Source organism: Sanguibacter massiliensis (assembly GCF_900240335.1).
GTDB classification, from domain to species: domain Bacteria; phylum Actinomycetota; class Actinomycetes; order Actinomycetales; family Cellulomonadaceae; genus Flavimobilis; species Flavimobilis massiliensis.
On the sequence record NZ_LT964979.1, the window covers coordinates 388,464 to 407,219 of the forward strand.

13 protein-coding genes and 1 pseudogene are annotated in these 18,756 nt (G+C 70.0%); 10 read left to right on the plus strand and 4 right to left on the minus strand.

From position 1 onward, the window contains the following. Positions 1–87 precede the first annotated feature (87 nt). The 5 genes from C1729_RS01905 to C1729_RS14470 all read left to right on the plus strand — a co-directional run bounded on the left by C1729_RS01905 (position 88) and on the right by C1729_RS14470 (position 9,549). Positions 88–552, plus strand: coding sequence for a hypothetical protein (locus C1729_RS01905; protein ID WP_102508226.1), 465 nt, complete (start codon positions 88–90; stop codon positions 550–552). Beyond that, on the plus strand, positions 552–3,167 hold the full coding sequence (locus C1729_RS14710; RefSeq protein ID WP_207204552.1) for a coiled-coil domain-containing protein: 2,616 nt from the start codon (positions 552–554) through the stop codon (positions 3,165–3,167). Before C1729_RS01905 ends, C1729_RS14710 begins: the two co-directional genes overlap by 1 nt. A gap of 199 nt (positions 3,168–3,366) precedes the next feature. Then, positions 3,367–7,494 carry a hypothetical protein gene (locus tag C1729_RS01915; RefSeq protein WP_102508228.1) on the plus strand — a complete coding sequence of 1,376 codons (4,128 nt, stop codon included), beginning with the start codon at positions 3,367–3,369 and terminating at the stop codon, positions 7,492–7,494. A 132-nt stretch (positions 7,495–7,626) separates the two neighbouring features. Beyond that, positions 7,627–9,378 carry a hypothetical protein gene (locus C1729_RS01920; RefSeq protein ID WP_129590639.1) on the plus strand — a complete coding sequence of 584 codons (1,752 nt, stop codon included), beginning with the start codon at positions 7,627–7,629 and terminating at the stop codon, positions 9,376–9,378. 33 nt (positions 9,379–9,411) lie between these two features. After that, positions 9,412–9,549 carry a hypothetical protein gene (locus C1729_RS14470; RefSeq protein WP_165375393.1) on the plus strand — a complete coding sequence of 46 codons (138 nt, stop codon included), beginning with the start codon at positions 9,412–9,414 and terminating at the stop codon, positions 9,547–9,549. Between the two features lie 94 nt (positions 9,550–9,643). On the opposite strand, the pseudogene C1729_RS01925 reads toward C1729_RS14470, so the two are convergent. Continuing rightward, positions 9,644–9,997 (minus strand): annotated as a pseudogene (locus tag C1729_RS01925) (integrase core domain-containing protein); the annotation flags it as partial. Between the two features lie 58 nt (positions 9,998–10,055). Between C1729_RS01925 and C1729_RS01930 the strand changes: the two are divergent. Next, positions 10,056–11,309 (plus strand): hypothetical protein, encoded by a 1,254-nt coding sequence (locus C1729_RS01930; protein ID WP_129590640.1) that lies wholly within the window; start codon positions 10,056–10,058, stop codon positions 11,307–11,309. A gap of 160 nt (positions 11,310–11,469) precedes the next feature. Next, on the plus strand, positions 11,470–12,777 hold the full coding sequence (locus C1729_RS01935; RefSeq protein ID WP_242493674.1) for an SNIPE associated domain-containing protein: 1,308 nt from the start codon (positions 11,470–11,472) through the stop codon (positions 12,775–12,777). Positions 12,778–12,990: 213 nt separating this feature from the next. Here the strand turns inward: C1729_RS01935 and C1729_RS01940 are convergent, their stop codons facing one another. The 3 genes from C1729_RS01940 to C1729_RS01950 all read right to left on the minus strand — a co-directional run bounded on the left by C1729_RS01940 (position 12,991) and on the right by C1729_RS01950 (position 15,712). Further along, positions 12,991–13,881: a DUF1963 domain-containing protein gene (locus tag C1729_RS01940; RefSeq protein ID WP_102508233.1), complete on the minus strand. Its 891-nt coding sequence runs from the start codon at positions 13,879–13,881 to the stop codon at positions 12,991–12,993. Between the two features lie 59 nt (positions 13,882–13,940). Then, positions 13,941–15,194 (minus strand): hypothetical protein, encoded by a 1,254-nt coding sequence (locus tag C1729_RS01945; RefSeq protein WP_102508235.1) that lies wholly within the window; start codon positions 15,192–15,194, stop codon positions 13,941–13,943. A 212-nt stretch (positions 15,195–15,406) separates the two neighbouring features. Continuing rightward, a complete protein-coding gene (locus C1729_RS01950; protein WP_165375394.1) occupies positions 15,407–15,712 on the minus strand; it encodes a transposase in 306 nt (101 codons plus the stop codon). 128 nt (positions 15,713–15,840) lie between these two features. Between C1729_RS01950 and C1729_RS01955 the strand changes: the two genes are divergently transcribed. From C1729_RS01955 to C1729_RS01965, 3 genes are all read left to right on the plus strand, one after another. After that, the gene (locus tag C1729_RS01955) at positions 15,841–16,944 is read left to right on the plus strand and encodes a hypothetical protein (RefSeq protein WP_102508238.1); all 1,104 of its coding nucleotides are present in this window, start codon (positions 15,841–15,843) and stop codon (positions 16,942–16,944) included. A 41-nt stretch (positions 16,945–16,985) separates the two neighbouring features. Next, the gene (locus C1729_RS01960; protein ID WP_102508240.1) at positions 16,986–17,663 is read left to right on the plus strand and encodes a hypothetical protein; all 678 of its coding nucleotides are present in this window, start codon (positions 16,986–16,988) and stop codon (positions 17,661–17,663) included. A 109-nt stretch (positions 17,664–17,772) separates the two neighbouring features. After that, positions 17,773–18,741 carry a hypothetical protein gene (locus C1729_RS01965; protein WP_102508241.1) on the plus strand — a complete coding sequence of 323 codons (969 nt, stop codon included), beginning with the start codon at positions 17,773–17,775 and terminating at the stop codon, positions 18,739–18,741. Positions 18,742–18,756: the final 15 nt, after the last annotated feature.

The following is an 18,756-nucleotide window of genomic DNA, read 5'->3' on the forward strand; positions in this document are numbered from 1 at the left end:
CCGGCGGCGTCTGTCCCGGCACCCCCGCGCGCACCGCGCCGGCCGGCCCGCGTGGAAGCCGGGACAGCCGGAGCGTTATCGAACCTCATGCGGGAGTCCGCCACGGCGATGGCGGTGCGTGAGGCCCGCGAGGAGCGCCTGGCGCCGACGGTCAGCGTCGTGGACTTCTACGCGGCCGAGCGCCGCGGTGATCGAGCGGTGACCGGTGCGGTGATGGAGCCGTTGCGGGACTGGGTCGACTGGTTCATCACGCGTTGGCAGATCGCTCCGTCGGAGGTACCGCCGTGCTGGTGGCGTCACGGCCCGATCATGGCCGAGCTCTACGCGCTGTGGTGCTGCTACCAACTCGCGCACGCCTCCACCGACTCGGGCGCCGGACCGCTGTCCTTCATGGAACGGCTGGTCGGAGCGCGTCAGCGACTGCGCTCGACGACGTCGTCGGCCGGGTGCACCGCCCGAATGCACGAGGACGCGGCGGTGCCCGCCGTGCTGACCGAGGGCACGGATAGCGCCGAGTGGTACCGGATGGCCAACCTGGACGGAGCAAACTGATGGCGATCACCGCTGAGGAGCTTGCGGCGCAGCTGCGTGCGCTGGAGGTCGAGGCCGAGGCAGCCTCGGTAAGGAAGGGCCGCAAGAGGAAGTCGGCGCCCGTCCCGGTCGAGGGGACCTGGCAGCACGCGCTGGCTGAGCTCACCGACGCGACAGCTGCGGCGCGTGCTCACGAGGTCGCCGTGGCCCGCGGCGTGGTGGCTGCCGCCGGCACCTTGGCGCCGATCATCACGACCGTGCCAGGATTCGGTCCCCACACGCCAGTGCCCCCACCGCCGGCAGACATCGTGGAGGTGCCGCGCCCCTCGGCGGATCCCGGCGACGGGCCGGCGGTGCCGTCCTTCCAGGTGCCTTCGGCGGGGGAGCAGCAGGTCGCGGCAGGCTATGAGGTGATCGACCCGGCCGAGCTCGAGGCCCGGATCGCGGTGCAGGACGAGCACATCGTGACCCTCACGATGGCCCTCGACGCGCAGCAGGGCGACGCGACCTTCCAGCGCGCGCAGCTCGAGGACGCGCTTGCCGCCCGTGCGCAGGCGCACGCCGCGCTGGAGGAGATCTCCCGCGCTCACGCAGCCGAGCTCGACCGCACTCGCCGGGCCGCTCAGTCTCAGCTCGGGGCGGCGGAGCAGGCTCGGGCAGCAGCCGAGGCCACAGCACGGGAGGCCGAGGCCGCGCGCCGGGCGGCCGACGAGCGCATCGCCGCGCTCACCTCAGCGATGGAGTCCGCCGCGCGGGAGGCCGAAGAGCGGATCACGACGCTGTCGACGCAGCTGGGCGATCTGCCGGCAGCCGAGGATGTCGCGGCTCTGCGCGCGGCACGTGACGCTGCGGCATCGGAGGCCGCTGCGATCCGCGCAGAGCTCGCCGAGGTGCGCGCCCAGAGGGAGCGCGACGCTGCCGAGCGCGAGCAGGTCCGCCGGATGCAGACCGCGCTTGCCGAGGCACATACTGAGGCCAGCGAGGCTGCTCGGACCGAGGTGGCCGAGGTCGCGCGGCAGCTGGCGGACGCGCAGGGGGAGCTCGCCAGTGTGCGCGACGACCTTGCTCGAGCACACCAGGACGCTGCCGCGGCACTCCGGGATGCCGAGGAGGCCCGGGCCGCGCTCGTGACCGCGACCAGCGCCACCGACGAGGCCGAAGAGCGCGCGCGAGCCGAGGCCGAAGAGCGCGCCGCGATCGCCGCGCGCCTGGCCGCCGAGCAGAAGACGGCACGCGAGGCACGCCAGGCGGCTGACGAGGCCGCGGCGCGAGCCAGGGAAGCCGAAGAGGCGCGCGAGGCGATCGCCGCGCAGCTGCACGCCGCGACCCAGGAGGGAACCGCGCAGCGTGAGGATCTGGCAGCCCAGCTCGCCCGCGCCCAGAGCGAGGCTGAGGACGCGGCCCGGGCCCGCCAGAAGGCCGAAGAGGCCGCGGGCGCAGCTCAGGAAGCAGCCCTGGAGCAGTCCAAGTCCGCCGCCCTGCTCGAGGTGGCCGTCGCTGCGACCCGCGAGGAGCTGGCCCGGGCCGAGCAGGAGAAGCAAGCTGCTGCGGACCGCGCGACCACGTCCGAGGACGCCCGACGTGAAGCTGAGCAGGTTCACGCCGCGCGCGAGGCGGCTGCGGCCGGTCGTGTGCGCGACCTCCAGGCGGCCTTGGACGAGGCCCGCGACGGAGCGCCCGGGCAGGGGGCCGTGACGCTGGGGCACCTGACCAACGAGCTCTCGACGGCACTGGCCGAGCTTGCGGCGGTACGTGAGGCGACGCCGACCGTCGCTGCGCAGCCGACCCAGCGCCGACGGCGCCTGTGGCTGGGCACCGCGGCGGCGGTCGCGCTGGTCCTGGCGGGGAGCAGCAGCTTCTGGATGCTCAACAGGCCCACGACCCCACCAGCATCGGCTGAGGTGGGCACCGTCACGAGCGAGGAGCTGCGGGCGGCGGCTCGTGAGGCGATCGCCCAGGCTCGCGCGGCAGCCGACGCACCGGGCGTTGACGACGTGGCTGCGGCTTCGCTCACCCGCGGCGCGGACGCGCTCGACCGGTCGCTGGAGTCGATGGAAGCTGCAGGGCTCGCCGCTGCGACGTGGGACCTGACCTCGCTGGTGGCGAGGGTCAAGGTGCCAGGTGGCCCTGCGGTCATCCCGATCGAGACCACCCGGCCTACCCCTGCCCCGTCCAAGTCGCCGTCTGCGTCGCCCTCGGCGTCGCCCTCTGCGTCGCCGTCGACGAAGGCCCCCGCCAATGAGCGCCCCCGAGCCACAACGGCCCCGACGCACGCGCCCACGGTGAATCCGACGCCGCGGCCGACGTCGACGCCCACGCCTCGGCCGTCGCCGAAGCCGTCCCCGAAGCCGTCGCCGAAGCCGTCCCCGAAGCCGACGACGGCTCCTCGCGCTCCCCAGACCCACCAGATCAGGCTCACCTGTCCCACCGATGCGCAGGTGACCGCCACGGCTGCCGGAGTGGGTGACGTCAAGGTGCGCGTGTCCGGGGCGGCGTCTTCGTCGCGGGCTGGTTCCGGTTCGGCGTCGACGACCGTGAGCGTGCCTGAGGGCGGGACGGTGAGCATCTGGGCGTCGGACACCGGCCACGGCCTGCGGGTGAAATGGTCAGCGACAGGCTCGTGTGTCCAGGGGTGAGCGTCTTCTGGCGATATCAGCGGTGAAGTGAGGGGCGCTGGCGGGGCGTGGAGGGGGTGAACAACCACCATCTGCACACCGAGGAGCTCACATGCAGTTCAGGGACACAGGGAAGGGCGCGGGGCTCATTGCGCGCCTGCGCACCCGCCGAGGTCGCCACCGGGGACGGACCTCGCCCAGGGGGCGTCGTCTGCTGGCGATGGGCCTGGGCCTCGTGCTGGTCGCGCCGCTGGCCGTCAGCGCGCAGGCAGCGCTCAACCCGAACCTGCCCACGAAGGGCAACGGCCGCATCATCACCAACCTCTACTCCCAGGGCACGCACCGTGACGGGTGGGTCGGGCCCTACGCCGGGGCGAACGTCTCGGGCTCGGCCGGCACCGGGCTGGCATGGTGCACCGACGCCTCGTCGGCCGCGGCGGCTGGCACGGGCACGGGCACGACCCAGCGCGCACCGATCGTGGCCTACGCGCTGTGGAAGTACGAGTCCTCGACCTCGGCGCTCAACCGGGCGGCGCTGGCGTACCTGGTTCATTCCGAGCTCGACGACGGCGGCTCGGACGGCGGGTACTCCCTGAACCGCTACCTCAAGCGCGTCAAGGCCGACCACGCCGACGTCGTCAAGCGTGCGAACGACATCATCGCCGAGGCCGAGATCTACGGCGGGACGGACTCCTCTGACGTGCAGCTGACGATGAACGACACCACCCTGGCCGGGCAGCTCACCGACATCGGTGTGCGCGCCTCGGGCGTGGGCGGTGGCAGCATCGCCGGGGCGGGCGCGTTCCTGAGCGGCATTCCGTTCACCGCGACGATCACCGGCAACGCGACCTGGGTCGCCAACGGCTCCAAGACCCTGACCGGCACGACCACGGGCTCGGCACTGACGCGCAACCTCAAGGCGAGCGCGGTCGGCACGGTGAAGGTGTCGATCTCCTATTCCGGTCTGCCCTCGCGCAACGTCATCGCCTACTATCCGGGGAACAACACCAACGTCCAGCGCTTCGTCGTCCAGGCTGACCCCACGTCGCTCTCGGACTCGGCACGCGATGCGACCACGACGCAGATCGAGATCTCCTCCCAGGCTTCCAAGACGGTCAACGCGGCCGGCGTGACGACGATCGGCGACACGATCACGCTGAGCGAGGGCCCCGCCGGGGCGACGATCACGGGGATCCACGCCCGCCTGTGGCGACACTCGACGGACCCGACGGCGCGACCGTCCCGCGGTTCGGGTCTGGCTTCGGAGGTGACCAAGCGGGTCCCGACACCGGTGAGCATCACCACGCGCGACCTGCCTGACGTCAAGCTCGACAAGAACGGCGCCAAGACGTTCACCGTGCCCTCGCCGCCGACGACCTCGACGCCCGGCTGCTACACGTGGGTGGTGTGGGTCGATGCCCAGATGGGCATGGACCGGGTCGTGCACGACTACGGCACCCCCGCCGAGACCGTCTGCATCGACAAGCCGACCTTCGCAGCGTCGGTCGTCACGACCGCAGCGTTCACCAAGACCGCCACGGGCACGGTGCACTCGGACACGATCGTGCTGAGCGACCTGCCGGCCAATGCCACGATCACCGGCATCACCGCCCAGCCCTACCTCGCCTCAAGCATCCCGGGCGCAGCCGTGCCGCAGCAGTCCACCGTCCCGGCCACCGCCACGGCGCTCGGTGAGTCATTCACGTTCTCGGTGACCACCGACGCCAACGGCAACGCGAGGCACACCGCCTCAGGACGGCCCGGGCCTGACCGCGGCGTCGTGTCGTGGGTCGTGAAGATCCCTGCGCAGTCGGCTGCGACCTGGGAGCTGGACGCCTACACCTCCGACTTCGGCATCCCGACGGAGACCGTGCGCATGTACCCGCCGGTCATCACCACCGTCGCCGCCGTCGACGCAGGTGCCTGGACGGGCGTGGATGAGTACACGGTGACGTTCACCGACACGATCACCCTGGGCCGCGCGACCCCTGGCGCCTCGGGCCCCGTGACGGCCGAGCTCTACTACGCCGGTACGACCTCGCCCGACCAGCAGGCCACCGTGCCGGCGGGAGCGCAGCGAGTTGGTACGGCGACCGGGACGCTCACGGCCAACGCCTCCGGTGCGGCCACCCTGGCACTGCCCGTCAAGGTGAAGAATCCCCGCGACGGGCACTACACCTTCGTCGTGCGCACCCCGGCCGGCGTGCTCGGTTTCACGACGGCGTACGTCTCGGCGTACGGCATCGACGAGGAGACAGTTTTCTGGGAGATGCCGCCGGCGAATGACCCGTTCTCGATCACGACGCAGGTCTCCGACCAGGTCCTCGACCCGGGCGGCTGCGTGCACGACGTGCTCGACGTCACTGACCAGCGGAACGTGCTCGGCACCCATCCCGCGAACGTCACTGTGACGGCATGGGGGCCCTTCGTGGCACGGCCGACGCCCGGGGCGGCCATCAACCCCGCCCGTGACCCGAAGATCGGCAGCACCCAGGTGCGCATCACGGGTACGGGGCCGTACGCTGCGCCCGAAATCTGCACCGACCCGAACGGGCCGGGCGGTTACGTCGTGTTCACCTACGCCTACCCGCGTTCGGCGGTCTACTCGCCCCCGTTCGTCGGCTACGACGCGTTCGAGGACCTGACGGTCTACGCCACCGAGACGGCACTGGTCCAGTGGCAGCCCAAGGTCACCACGCAGGTCTCCGACCAGGTCGTCGAACCGGGCGGCGAGCTCGTCGACACCTTCCACGTCACCGGCGGTCGCCCGGGTGCCGTCCTTGACGTCGTCCTGACCGCTCACGGCCCGCTCCTTGCCGAGCCCATCCCGTCGGACGTCGCACCGGTCGGCACGCCCACACTGGGGACCGTGACCGTCCGCGTAACGCTCGACGCCAAGGGTGAGGCCCGCGGGCAGACCCCTGGCATCAAGACCGACCCCGAGGGTCCGCGCGGCTTCTACACGTGGACCGACGAGATCGCCGAGTCGGCCGAGACCTTCGGCGGCAAGCCGGTCCAGGCTGGCTGGCGCAGCACCTACGGCGTGGCCACGGAGACCGCGCTGGTGCCGTGGACGCCGAGCGTGGCTACTCGCGTCACCGCGCCCTACGTGCTCGCGGGCGACACCTTCCGCGACGAGATCGAGGTGACCGGTCTGCGTCCCCAGGAGGCGGTGGAGGTCGCCTCGAGCATTTGGAAGGTCCGCGAGACCGACCTGCCCGAGACTCCCGAGGCCATGACGCCCGAGCTGATCGAGCGCCTCGGCGACCCTTGGGCGGAGGTCACCACCACGGTCACCGCTGACGCAGACGGGATCGCTCGGGGGGTGTCCCCGGAGGTCTCCACCGACCCGACTGGCGCGTTCGTCTACGTCGTCACCGAGACGTTCACTGCCTCGACCGACACCTTCGGCGGCGAGAGGGTGCGCGCGTCGTGGACGGGCCCGTTCGGTGTGCCGAGCGAGATCGTCCGCACGGTGCGCGTCACCACTCAGGCCACCCCGCACGTCCTCGCCGGGACTCCGACGACCGACGTCGCTCGCGTCGAGGGGTACGTGCCCGACGGCTCAACCCTGGTCTTCAAGCAGTACGACCAGGACGCCGGCGACGACGTCGCGCTCGACGAGCTCGTGTGGACCTCGGAGCCCGTGGCGATCGACGCGCAGGACACCGACCAGGTCGCCGAGTACACCTCTCCGGAGGCCCCAGGTCGCGACCCGGGCACGACGTACTGGCGCGAGGAGCTCCACATCCCCGGCGTGGCCGAGCCGATCCACGTCGGCGCGCCCCGTCTGCCGAACGAGACGACGACCATCGTGCGTGTCACGACGAAGGCCCAGTCGACCGTCGTGGCCGGCACACCGCTGGTCGACGTTGCGCTCGTGGAGGGTCCGGTGCCTGCCGGGTCGCGTCTGGTGTGGCAGCTCTACGCGCAGGACGCAGGCGAGGACGTCACGCTCGACGAGCACGTCGTCACGACCGAGGCCGTGACGGTCGAGGGTCCGGGGGAGTTCGAGTCGCCGGCGGTCACCTACGACGTGCCGGGCACGGTCTACTGGCGTGAGGCGCTCTACCTGCCCGGGCAGGAGACGCCGATCCACGTCGGCGCGCCGCGCCTGCCGAACGAGACGACCACCATCACGCCGGTGCCTACGCCGTCGTCCGACGGGGAGGACTCCCCTCCCTCTGACGGGGAGGACACACCGACCAGCGACGGCGAAGACGTCCCGGACTCCGAAGGCGATGGCCTGCCTGAGACCGGTGCGTTCGTCGTCGGGTCGGCACTGCTGGCGGCCCTGCTGCTGGCATCCGGGGTCGTGATGCGGGTCCGACGTCGGGCAGTCGCCTAAGAACGAGCGGGCACATGGGGTGCGGGGGAGAACCTCTCACCCCATGTGCTTTGTCCGACCGATCCGCTACGCTGCAATGAATCGAACGCATGTATGAGGTAGGGGGGTGACGTGGGGACGTCTACACAGCCGATGAGCCGAATGGTCGCGCTCGTCATGAGCGCCGGCCTGGTCCTCGCCGGGGCCGTCGTAGGCGCGTCGGCGCCGGTCGCGCAGGCGGCATCTGCGCCGGTGGCGACGACGGCGCGACAGGTCGTGGACATCAAGCGTGCCGTGAAGACCAAGGTCAAGGTCACCGCCCGCGCCAAGGCAGTCGGAGTTGGCAAGGTGCGGACCACCGCGAAGATCACGGTCGCCGCCAAGCGCACCACGAAGACGAAGAAGGCCGTCGTCCGGTATGCGGGCAAGACCAAGCCCATCGCGCTGCGCTGGTCCAAGGGCGCCTACCGTGGCACCTACGTCGCCACGACCAAGAAGGTCGGCAAGCTCACGGTCTCGGTCAAGGGCGCCAGCACCGCGAAGGTCACCGTCGCGCGCGCGTCCACCCGCGCGACATGGTCATCGGCTCGCGCCACCCTCAACGCCGGCCAGACGCGCCGCGCGAACGTCACCGTCAGCCCTGCCTATGGCAGGACGGTCTACCTCGAGCGCAGGGTCGGCGCGAAGTGGGTCCGTGTCTCCACCCACAAGCTGGCCCGCAAGGCCACGGCCAAGGTGAGCCTCACCCTGCGCGCGGGGACGCCCGGCTCGCAGGCGACGTGGCGCGTGCGCGTGCCTGCGACGTCGACGACCGGTGCACGCACGAGCGCCGGCCGCGTCGTCGTGACGCGGGCGCCGGTGCCGCCGACGTCCACCCCCGAGCCCCCGTCGAACCCGTCCACGGGAACTCCGACGCCCACGCCCCCAACCTCCGGTCCGAGCACGAGCCCCACACCCTCACCCTCGCCGACGACGGCCCCGCCGACCTACCCGAGGATCGTCGACGGCGTGAGGTTCCCCGCGCCCTGCGGCACCTACACGGTGATCGACGAGACCAGCGAGGAGTACTGGGTGCAGCGTCCCCTGGACTGCGCCGGCCAGGACTCGATCCGCACCGTCCTGGACACCTGGACCGTCAACCCGCTGTGCGGCGTCACGCAGAACTGCGCCGACCGCCGCGACGCAGCCACGGGCGAGGTGTGGGGTCGACGGTGGACTGCAACGACAAAGCCCGGAGTCTTCACCAAACCCGAACGGCTCATCGCACCGAACTGGCTCGCCGCACTCAACGCCGAGCGCGCAGCTGCGGGCGTTCCACCGGTCAAGGCGATGCCGCTGCACCTGCTCTCTGGCAAGGCGCCGGTCAAGAACGCCTCGACGACCGCCGTCGTCAGACAGAACGGGCGCCTCTCCACGAAGACGTTCACCGCGCCCGCTCAGGGGGGCTTCTCCCAGCACTGGGCCGAGTGGATGACCACCAACGCGCTCGACGCCGTTCGCGACTTCACGACGCCGCACTCGTGCGGCAACCCTGCGAAGGCGCCCCTGTCTGCCGGATGCGCAGGTGGAGCGACCGCGCTCAACGCCGACGACGAGTTCTACAACACCTATCTGCCAGCAGACCAGCGCGGATACACGTGGGGATGCGCCGAGAACGTCGCCAAGAACGGCGAGGTGTCGAACGCTAGGCAGCTCCTCGACCCCTACCGACGCTCTGAGGGGCACTGGTCGAGCCTGATGAACCCACGCTCGACTTACGCGTCCTTCGGAGCGTCCGTCGCCGACGACGGACGGGTCTTCATCGTCACCACGATGTGTCAGATCTATCCGCACGCCGGACACGCTGATTGGCCGAACGTAGGAGCGATCCTCGATTCCCGTCCCGACTACCTGCCCGTCGGCTGACAACCGCACCACATAGAGCACGGAGGACGACACGTGAACGACACCACCCCGCAGCCGCGCGATCGCCGCGCCCCCGACGACCTCGAGGTGACCGACCGGTTCCCCGGCACGATCATCACGCTCAACCCGCCGATCCCGATCAACATCGAACCACCACGGCGCGACTCCTGACACTGCTCATCGAACGCCCGCCTCCCGAACTCCTCGGGTGGCGGGCGTTCGGCGTCTTGCGTGCGCTGCTTGAATCGGCCCAGGTTCTCTGCCGCTACTTTGCGGGTTCGGGCTCTCGGATGAGGGCCTCGTAGTGGAGCGCCTCGGACTCTACCGGGGTGAGCATCCCCAGGGAGCCATGCAGGCGCCGGTTGTTGTACCAGTCGACCCAGCCAGCGGTCGCGAACTCGACGTCTGGGAGCGTCCGGAACGGGCCTGAGTGGAACACGGTTGTGCGGATGCACTCGGTCTTGTAGAGGCCGTTGATCGTCTCCATGAGCGCGTTATCGAAGGTGTCGCGGACGGTTCCGATCGACGGAGGGGTCTGCCCCAGCATCGGTTGACCGGGGTGGTCAGGCCGCGAGAGCGACCGGGTCTGCCCCAGCATCGGTTGTGCCAAAGTGTCGGAGCGGCCCGCTACGTTGGTCGCGCAGGGGTTTGGACGACGACAGGGGAGAGTGGTTTTGATGTCTTGGTTCGACTGGCTCGAGCAGCAGATCGACGACCTCAACGAGCGCGCTGGGGAGCGCGCGCTGAACAGAGAGCTCGCGGCGTCACAGAAGGCGACATTAACGTCGCTTGCTGAGACGTCGGCAGCTCGCGGAGACCGGGACGATGCTGCGCACTACAGGGCTGAGGCGCGGGCGTCTGCTGCTGAGGAGCGTGCAGATCAGGCCGAATTTGAGGAGGAGGTTGGCGCGGAGCTCGATGAGCTCAACAGTGCCTTGGCGGATGAACTTTCAGCGCTGGACGGGATGCTCGCTGCGACGTTGGCTGTTGACGACTTCTTCGATCTGACCACCCTCGAGCAGGTGGCTGACCATCCGCCATTCAAGTCGGTGCACTCCGCGCCTCTTGCGCCTCCAGAGCCGTTGGTGGTGGGGCCTGAACCTGTCTACGTGCCGCCGGTCGCTCGTGGGCTGTTCGGCCGCAAGAAGCGCCTGGAACGGGAGACGTTGGCCGCCCAGGAGGAGTGGGCGCGGGTTCACGGGGCCTGGTCTCAGGAGGTGGCGGCTCTGCCCGGTCGGCAGCACGCGCAGCTGGTTGCGCATGCTGCGGCTGATGCTGACCGGGCTGCTCGTCTGGCTGCTGACGAGGAGGTCTACCGGCAGCAGTGCGTCGAGCGTGAAGAGGCAGCTGCTCGTGCCAACGCTGAAGTTGCAGCACTGGCGGAGGGTCTGGGACGGGGCGAGGCAGCAGCTGTCGTGGAGTACCTTCACCTTGTTTTCGTCGCGGCGGGGTACCCGGCGTTGTGGCCGTCGGAGTGCGGCCTCGTTTACGACAAGCAGTCGCGTGAGCTTCGGGTTGATCTGAGGGTTCCGCCGCCGGCACGCATCCCCGGGATGCGGTCGTTCAAGTACGTGCGCTCCTCTGGTCAGGTACAGGCTGTTGCTCAGACGCAGAAGGAGCGCCGGGACCGTTACAGCTCCCTGCTGCACCAGGCGGCGTTGCGGCTGCTGCACGAGGTCTTTGAGTCCGACCGAGGGGGCGTCATCGCGTCGGTGTCGCTGGCGGTGGGGGCCGAGTACATCGACGTGGCCACCGGGCAGCAGAAGTTCGCGCCGCTGCTGGCCGTGGGTACGAGTCGGGAGGAGTTCCTTGCCATCGACCTGCGGCACATCGAGCCGTTGGCGACCTTGACGCACCTCGGCGCCACGGTATCCAAGAAGCCGTGGGACATGCAGCCCATCGAGACGAGCCTGGGAGCAAGCCTTGGCTGAGGGCCCCTCGCTGCAGTTCAATGCGCCTCCAGGTTGGCCCACCCCACCGCCGGGATGGGCGCCGCCTGCGGGGTGGGTCCCGGATCCGTCGTGGCCGCCTGCTCCTGCGGGCTGGCAATTCTGGCAGATGCCGTCGCTTGCTGCGGAGGTCCCACCGCACGTGCCAGCGCCCGTCGCTGTGGCGCCGCGCCATGCAGCGCCTGTCGAGGAAGCTGCCCCGCCGCGGCTGCCTGTCTCAGGAGGGGAGGAGCCGGGGCCTCCCGTAGCGGCGCCCCCTGCAAGCGGCAGCGCCCCGGAGTGGAGGCGGGAGCCGGAGCCTGACCTTGACTCTCCTGTTGCGAGGGGCGACGGCGAGGGTGAGGGGCTGCAGGGGGAGCTCGACCGGCTTCGTGCGCAGATCCAGGCGGCACGTGCGGAGCTCATCGAGGTTGACGATGCGCTCGTCCTGCAGCAGATGGGCGTCTACGAGTACCACCACCCGCTCGAGAACGCTGACGCCTACCGTGAGCGGCTGGACGAAGTGCGTGCAGCGATCAAGGAGGCGGTGCGTCAGGGGCGGGCTATCGAGGCGGCGGAGAAGTTCACGTTCAACAACTCTCCTGCCCAGGGTAGGAAGTTCGTCAAGGACTTCGGCGCGCTCATGCTTCGGGCATACAACTCAGAGGCGGAGAGCTGTGTGAGGACGCTCCGGTCGGGGGCTTTGGCGCCGGCGGTCGGGCGGCTGGAGAAGGCCGCCGAGCACATCGCCCGTCTGGGTGCGTTGATGCAGATGCACGTTGCTGCTGACTACCACCGTCTGCGGGTCACTGAGCTGGAGCTCGTCGCTGACTACCGGCAGCGTCAGGCTGAGGAACGGGAGATCGCGCGCGAGGAACGGGAGCGGCTGCGTGAGGAGGCAAAGGTCGCTGCGGAACTTGCTGCGGAGAAGGCCAAGCTCGACAAGCAGCGGGAGCACTACCTCAACGCCCTGGCTGCGCTCGGAGACACCGGGGCCTCGGACGATGTCGCTGAGCTTGAAGCTTTGCTGGCCGGTGTCGATGCGGCCTTGGCGCAGAACGACTACCGCACCACGAACATCCGCGCCGGCTACGTGTACGTCATCTCCAACCGCGGCACGATGGGCCCCGGCGTGGTCAAGATCGGTCTGACGCGCAGGCTCGAGCCGATGGACCGCGTCCGGGAACTCGGTGATGCGTCGGTGCCGTTCCCATTCGACGTGCACGCGCTGTTCTTCTCCGACGACGCCGTCACCCTCGAGAACGAACTCCACCGGCACTTCGCCGACCGGCGCCTCAACCAGGTCAACCTGCGTCGCGAGTTCTTCTTTGCGACGCCAGCGGAGGTCCGGGAGGTAGTCGCTGGCAAGGTGGGCTCCTTGTTGGAGTTCGTCGAGGAACCTGTCGCCGAGCAGTATCAGCAGTCCCTGCACTTCTGGCCGGCTGGTCGCAAGGTGTCACCAGCCAACTGAACGTGGCAAGCGTCAGGCCCGGAGCTCTTGGGGCTCCGGGCCTGACGTGTGTTGCGACTGTCCGACGAAGATCGCGTCGACGCCGCCTTCGTGGTCGTGCCTTCGTGTGCTGGGTCGCCCACTCGACCTTCGTCGAGCAGGTGTGGGGTTCTCGAGCGCTCCGTGACCGCTCGCACGACTGTGTTCGTCGCAGGTGCGGGAACTTCCACCAGGTCAGTCGGTACGGGTGATGCACCACGCTTCGTCGAACCGCTGGGCGTCGAGGTCGGTCTGTCGGATCCAGATCTCGAGGGGCGCTGCGTCGCCGAACCAGCCGGCGAGGTGTGTCCAGGACTCGATCTCGAGGACGAGCCGGTGGTCGTCGTCGGGGTGTGAGAGCGGGAGCAGGTCGTTGAGGGTGTCACGGATAACTTCGGCGCCGGTGGTGGAGTGGCCGTACGCGTGCGTGACGGGGGTGGGGTACGGGGCGCCCATCTGGCGGCGCCAGCCTTCCTGAAGTTGCGCTTGGACGGTCTCGGCGGCGTCGAAGGTGGCTTCGCCGTACTGGAGGAGGTCCAGGGGCGCGGTGGTGCTGAAGCCGGGTAGGAAGAGGCCGGCTTGGTGGACTTCGCTGGGAGTTTCGAGGTCGTCGGGTGCGGGGATCAGGTGGGTTCGGTCGGGAGTTGGGACCCAGCGGATGTACCAGCCGTTGGTGTCGCGGTCCGAGGGCTCCCAGCCATAGACCTGGAGGTCGTGGAAGACCTCGAGGGCTCCCGTGGTGGGAAGACCCTGGCGGTGGTCGGGCCAGGCGAGCTTCTCGGGGGTGTCTGAAGCTGCGTGGAGGTCTGGGAGTGAGATGGTCGCGACGTGGGCGAGGGGTTGGCCGTCGGTGTTGCGTGGCCACTGGGGCAGGGGCGCGATCGCCGGTCCGCCAAGCCAGTTGATATCGCCACCGGTGGTCCACAGATCGGTGATGGTGTCGGAGCCGGGCGGGAAGCTCTGGTGGGAGAAGACAGGGGCCCAAGCGGCGGTCTCTGCAAGGGGGTCTGCGCCGGGGCCCAGTGTGGCAAGCCAGGCTTGGGCGGGGGGCCACGTGCCGTGAATCGGGGCGGGGGATGTGGTCATGGGTCTCCTCCGTCGGGGGTGCGGCCCGCATCTGCGGGCCGCACCCGTGGATGGTGCTGTTAGATCTGGACGCCGCAGTGGCGCAGCAGGGCGACGCCGATGGCGTGCTGCTTGGAGTATGTCTGACTCTGGAGCCAGTGGCGCATGGTCTGTCCGCGTGCGGCCTGCACGCCGAATGCTCTGACGCCCGTGCGTGCCATCCAGGAGTTGATGCACTTCTGGTGGACTGCGGTCGGGATCTGAACGAGGTTGTTGGGGTGGTGGATGACTCGGGGGTCCCAGCCGCGCCTGATGCCTGCGCTCTGCTCGACGATGTGGTGCCACTGGGTGCCCGGCTTGGTTCCGAATGCGGCCTTGAAGCGGGCGAAGGACGTGTATCCGCCGCGGACCGTGGCGGTGGCGCCGGCACGGATTGCCTGTGCGGCGAATGCGCGGACTGCGTGGGGTGCCAGTGCTCGGGCGGCGGCCCCGAGGAGGATGCCTACCAGGGGCCAGGGGTCTGAGACGACCGGGAATGCTGCGCCGGTGGTGTCGACGACCTGGGTGATGGTGTTGCCGTCGACCTTGTAGTGGGTGGGCAGGGAGTTGCCGTTGCTGTCGACTGACCAGGGTGCTGCGAAGGAGGCCAGGACGACGGGGCCGTCGCGGCTGGTGGCGTCGTCGAGTTCGGTCGCGTGTGCCTCGCTGCCGGGGTCCGTGTCGGGGGTGATGTCCGCGAGGGGTTCGGGGAGGATGTCGTCGAGGATGTTGGGGTCGATGTCTTCTGCGTCAGCGAGTGCGGTGCTGGCGTCCTGGAGGACGTTGACGGTGCCGTCTGGCTGAGGTGCGAGCCACGCGCCCTCTGGCAGCGTGAACTCGTAGTCGTACTCGTGGGTAGCGGTCGTGCTGTAGTGCTGCTCAGCGATCGTGATGAGGCGCGCCGAACCGCCTTCGATGGCTTGGACCTCGACGGCGATGCCCTCATCGGGGGCGTCGGCGATGACGAGTGTTCCGCTCTCGGTGACGGCGGGCGAGGTGTGTGCGGTGACGGGGAGGGTGACGATCACGTCCTCGAGGCCGCCCCCGAAGGCGAGCTCACCGTCGGTGACGGTGACTCCGTCGTCTGTGGTGGCAGTGCTGGCTTCGAGCTCGAACGAGTCGGGCGTGAGCGTTGGTGTGTCAGCGGCGTTGATGGCGTCGCTGGTGGCGGCCTGGATTTCTTCCGCGGTGGGCGCGTGGAGGGTGTCGGCCGCAGCGGGGAGCGCGACGGACGAGGCCGCTGTGGCACCTGCGCACAGTGCGGCGATGGCGGATACCCAGAGTCTTCTTCGCATGGTTAGTTCCTTCGCTTCTCTCGAGGGCCCGAGGGAGCGCGGGCTGCGCCTCCTGTGCTCGGGTTCGGGGGATCGTCACATCACGGCGAGAGCTGCGCAAGGTGGCCTAAAGCCGTTCTAAAAGGTGGGACAGGCGTGCCCGTCCGGCACCCCGGTTCCGCGTCCATTCAGACGCCTCGGGTATGCGGTGCGGGCGAGGTGGGGCCTGACGGTCAGGTGTCACCTATCCGTGCAGCAGACCCAATCGAGGCAGCCCGCAGAATCGCGTTGGCCTCTGCGAGCCGCTTGTTCTCAACCTTCAACCGACGGATCTCTGCTTCGTGGTCCGTGCTGAGACCCGGGCGAGCGCCGGAGTCGATCTCGGCCTGGGACACCCATCGGCGCAGGCTCTCGCGAGCCACGCCGAGCTGCGCCCCGACCGCTGTGCTCGCGGCCGTCACCGACCCGTAGTCCTGGAGATGGTCCCGGACCAGGCGTACTGCGCGGGCCTTGAACTCTGCGTCGTACTTCTTGGGCATGTCGTCATCCTTCATCACAAGGAGGCGGCATCAAACCCGTGACGGTTCAGCTCGACGTCGTTATCAGTGCGGTGGCGAGTGGACGTGGTGGGTCCGTAGGGCGGTAACGAACCGCCCTGGAGGACCCGATGGACCGAGACACGCTCACTGCCGAACAGCTCGCCAACCTCACCGAGCGTCTGCTCGGGGTCGTCCCTGAGCCGGGACAGACCGTCTTCTGCGCCACGAGCCCCCGCGGGGTGGTGAACGTTGGCCTGCTTGAGGTCGAGGCGGAGCCTGACGCGGACGGTCTGGCGTCCCGCCTCGAGGGCGACGCTGACACCGTTCACCTGCTGGGCTACGGCGCGGCCGGAGCCGCGCAGGTCCGCTCGTGGGCACGTGCTCTTCGCGTGTCCTTGGTGGGCCTCGAGGTTGGGCACACCCAGCAGGTCCAGGCAGGCATGTACGAGGACGTCGATGCGCCCTCTTACGACGTGCCGGTGTCGCGGCCGGCGCCGGACGAGGTGGTGCGATCGTTCGGTCCCTTCGAGGCGGCGACCGACGGCGAGGTCCTGGAACGGCTGACCTACCGCGCGGCCCCGGGCGAGCTCGGGCCTGAGTTCGACGGCGGCGTGCGTGCGGGCATCGCGCTGCGAGCCTCCCTCTCGCCCGCAGCACGCGCCGGTGACCTGGAGAACCTGCTGCTGAGCGCCTCGGACGAGAGGCGCGACATCGGCATGGGCCTGGATGACGCCACGGTGGGACTCATCGTCGGCATGGTGCGCATGGACCCGGTGATGACGCAGGTCCTGACCGCGGTGGCGATCGCCGACGACGGGGCGCGACGTGAGCTCGTCGATGCCTCCCGCCGCGCGATCGCCGCGGGCCACATGGACCTTGCTGGCGCGGCGGCGAGCGCAGTGTGGGCGACGAGCTCGGATGGCCTGGGGCCCGTGAGCTCGTGGCAGACCGCCGCATGGCTTACCGAAGTCGAGAAGATCCGCGAGGGCCTCGGCGCGTCGATCGACCCTGCGCTAACCCTCGTGCGGGTCTCGGCCGCGCGCGGCCTGAACCCCTCGGACTGGGCCCTGGCCGCGATGCCGCTGGCCGCTGAGCTCGTCGACGACGCAGACCGCGAGTGGACCCGCGCCCAGCGGCACACCGCTGGCAGAGCTCCGAGCGCGAACCCGGTTTCGGTCGAGCGCGTCGACCCCGGGCAGGCCGAGTCCATCCTGCGCACCCCCGACCTGTGACCCTCACCCGCAACCACGAGCACGAGAGGCGTTCTGCTGCCATGAGCACGACCACCACATCCCCTGACCCCGTCCGCACGCCGGCGCCGGTCGCGGGACTGTTCTCCGTCGACGTCGACGACCCGCTGGCGATCTTCGAGGCCGAGGGTTTCGACGCTCCGTGGAACGGCTGGGCCACCCCTGTGGTGACCCGCGAGACCTTGGCGGAGTTCATCGGCCGGATCGAGGGGCACACGCTGGAGTGGACCGGTGACGTCGCGCGCATCACCTACGACGAAGACGTCGACGGGCCCTTCGACATCCACCCGGACGCGAACGGCCTCTACCCGATGGCCGAGGGCGGCTGGTGCCTGGACCGCGTCGATGAGGAGGTGGCCGGTGCGCTGCGCGCCGTCGCCGAGCACGTGACCTGCCTCGAGCGCGAGGAGGGCATCGCAGTGGTCAGGCGTGCGAGCTCCGTCGTTCTTCTCGATGCCGAGCGAACCGATCGCGCCCTGGCGCTCGGGCCGCTGCACGCCGTCGCGTCGCGAGCCGAGACCGTCGTCGGTTGGCAGGTCGTCACGAGCGATGCCCGCGGCCAGCGAACGGAGCAGATCGCCGCAACCGACGTCCAGCGGCTGTGGGACGTGCTGGACGACTGGCAGCACCCGGCGACGCCGGCAGACCCGCTCGCGGCGGCTCCCGCCCTCGTTGAGCACGTCCAGGGGCCAGGGCTGTGACTGGGCATTGGTGGCAGGGCCCTGCCGGACTCACGCTGCGGCCATCTGCCGCCGCCCCGTCATGTCACCGCGACGTCGAGCAGAGCTCGGCGAGAGGAGTACGAGCATCATGAGCACCTACATCGAGTCCACGGTCTACATCGCGCTCGAGGTCGACGGCGCCGACGATCTGCCCAGCGCCGCGGCCGCGGTCGTGGACGTCCTTCAGGGGGCGCGGTCTGACAACGAGTGGGTCGAAGGGTGGCGGTTCGCTCAGGCGGGTGCCGCCGGCGTCGACCGCAACGACCGCGACCCGATGACCCTGGTCGTCCCCTCGCCGGAGACGACCTCGCGCTTCGTCCTGGTCGACGTCGACGTCGTGGAGCACCGAGGCCCGTACACCCGTCGCGCCGCGCTCGTCGACCGGCTGCTCGAAGCGCTCGACGACGCCGCAGACCGCATCGAGACACCCGAGGGCACGAGCCTCGTGCGGGTCGCGGCGGCGGGAATCGGCGGACCGTCGGGCGAGGGCTTCGGCGCTCTGTTCGGACAGTTCGACACGCCCACGCCCGACGTCGTCGTCGAGGCTCTGGGGCCGGCGCCCGACGGGCGTGTGGTCGAGGTCCTGCGTGAGCTCGCGCTGCTGGGCTACACCACGGGCGCCGGGTCGAGCGCACGTCGTCAGATGCTCGCGGATGCCGCGATGGGGGCCAGCAGCGTCGCGGACTCGCCGCCGGAGATCCTAGCCGCCGAGCGCGCTCGCCTGGGCCACCTGCTGACCGTGGACCCCACCCTGGTCCGTGACGCGTGCGAGCAGGCGCGCACCGGAGAGCTTCCCGGAGACCTGGCGGGGTGGGCGGGTGCGGCGCGCGCGTTGCCGACGGAGATCTCCGCCCCCGCCTACCAGGTCGTGGCGGCGATGGCGGCAAGGGCCGGCGAACGGGACCTCGCGGCCTCGGCCGCGTGGTGGGCGCGCATGGGGCAGGCCCCGGTCGAGATCAGCATTCCGCTGGCGCCAGCGACGACCCATGTCCCTCCGGCACCGGCGGTCGCTGTCAGCGACTTCGGCCCGGGCCTGTGGGCACCGGGCTGCGGCTGACCGGTCGGCCCGGCG

Excerpts from the sequence above, each read along its gene's own strand:
- C1729_RS01945 (WP_102508235.1), bottom strand. The coding sequence starts at position 15,194 with ATGCGAAGAAGACTCTGGGTATCCGCCATCGCCGCACTGTGCGCAGGT.
- C1729_RS01930 (WP_129590640.1), top strand. The coding sequence starts at position 10,056 with ATGTCTTGGTTCGACTGGCTCGAGCAGCAGATCGACGACCTCAACGAG.
- C1729_RS01960 (WP_102508240.1), top strand. The coding sequence starts at position 16,986 with ATGAGCACGACCACCACATCCCCTGACCCCGTCCGCACGCCGGCGCCG.
- C1729_RS01905 (WP_102508226.1), top strand. The coding sequence starts at position 88 with ATGCGGGAGTCCGCCACGGCGATGGCGGTGCGTGAGGCCCGCGAGGAG.
- C1729_RS14710 (WP_207204552.1), top strand. The coding sequence starts at position 552 with ATGGCGATCACCGCTGAGGAGCTTGCGGCGCAGCTGCGTGCGCTGGAG.
- C1729_RS01950 (WP_165375394.1), bottom strand. The coding sequence starts at position 15,712 with ATGCCCAAGAAGTACGACGCAGAGTTCAAGGCCCGCGCAGTACGCCTG.
- C1729_RS01940 (WP_102508233.1), bottom strand. The coding sequence starts at position 13,881 with ATGACCACATCCCCCGCCCCGATTCACGGCACGTGGCCCCCCGCCCAA.
- C1729_RS01920 (WP_129590639.1), top strand. The coding sequence starts at position 7,627 with ATGAGCCGAATGGTCGCGCTCGTCATGAGCGCCGGCCTGGTCCTCGCC.
- C1729_RS01915 (WP_102508228.1), top strand. The coding sequence starts at position 3,367 with ATGGGCCTGGGCCTCGTGCTGGTCGCGCCGCTGGCCGTCAGCGCGCAG.
- C1729_RS01965 (WP_102508241.1), top strand. The coding sequence starts at position 17,773 with ATGAGCACCTACATCGAGTCCACGGTCTACATCGCGCTCGAGGTCGAC.
- C1729_RS01955 (WP_102508238.1), top strand. The coding sequence starts at position 15,841 with ATGGACCGAGACACGCTCACTGCCGAACAGCTCGCCAACCTCACCGAG.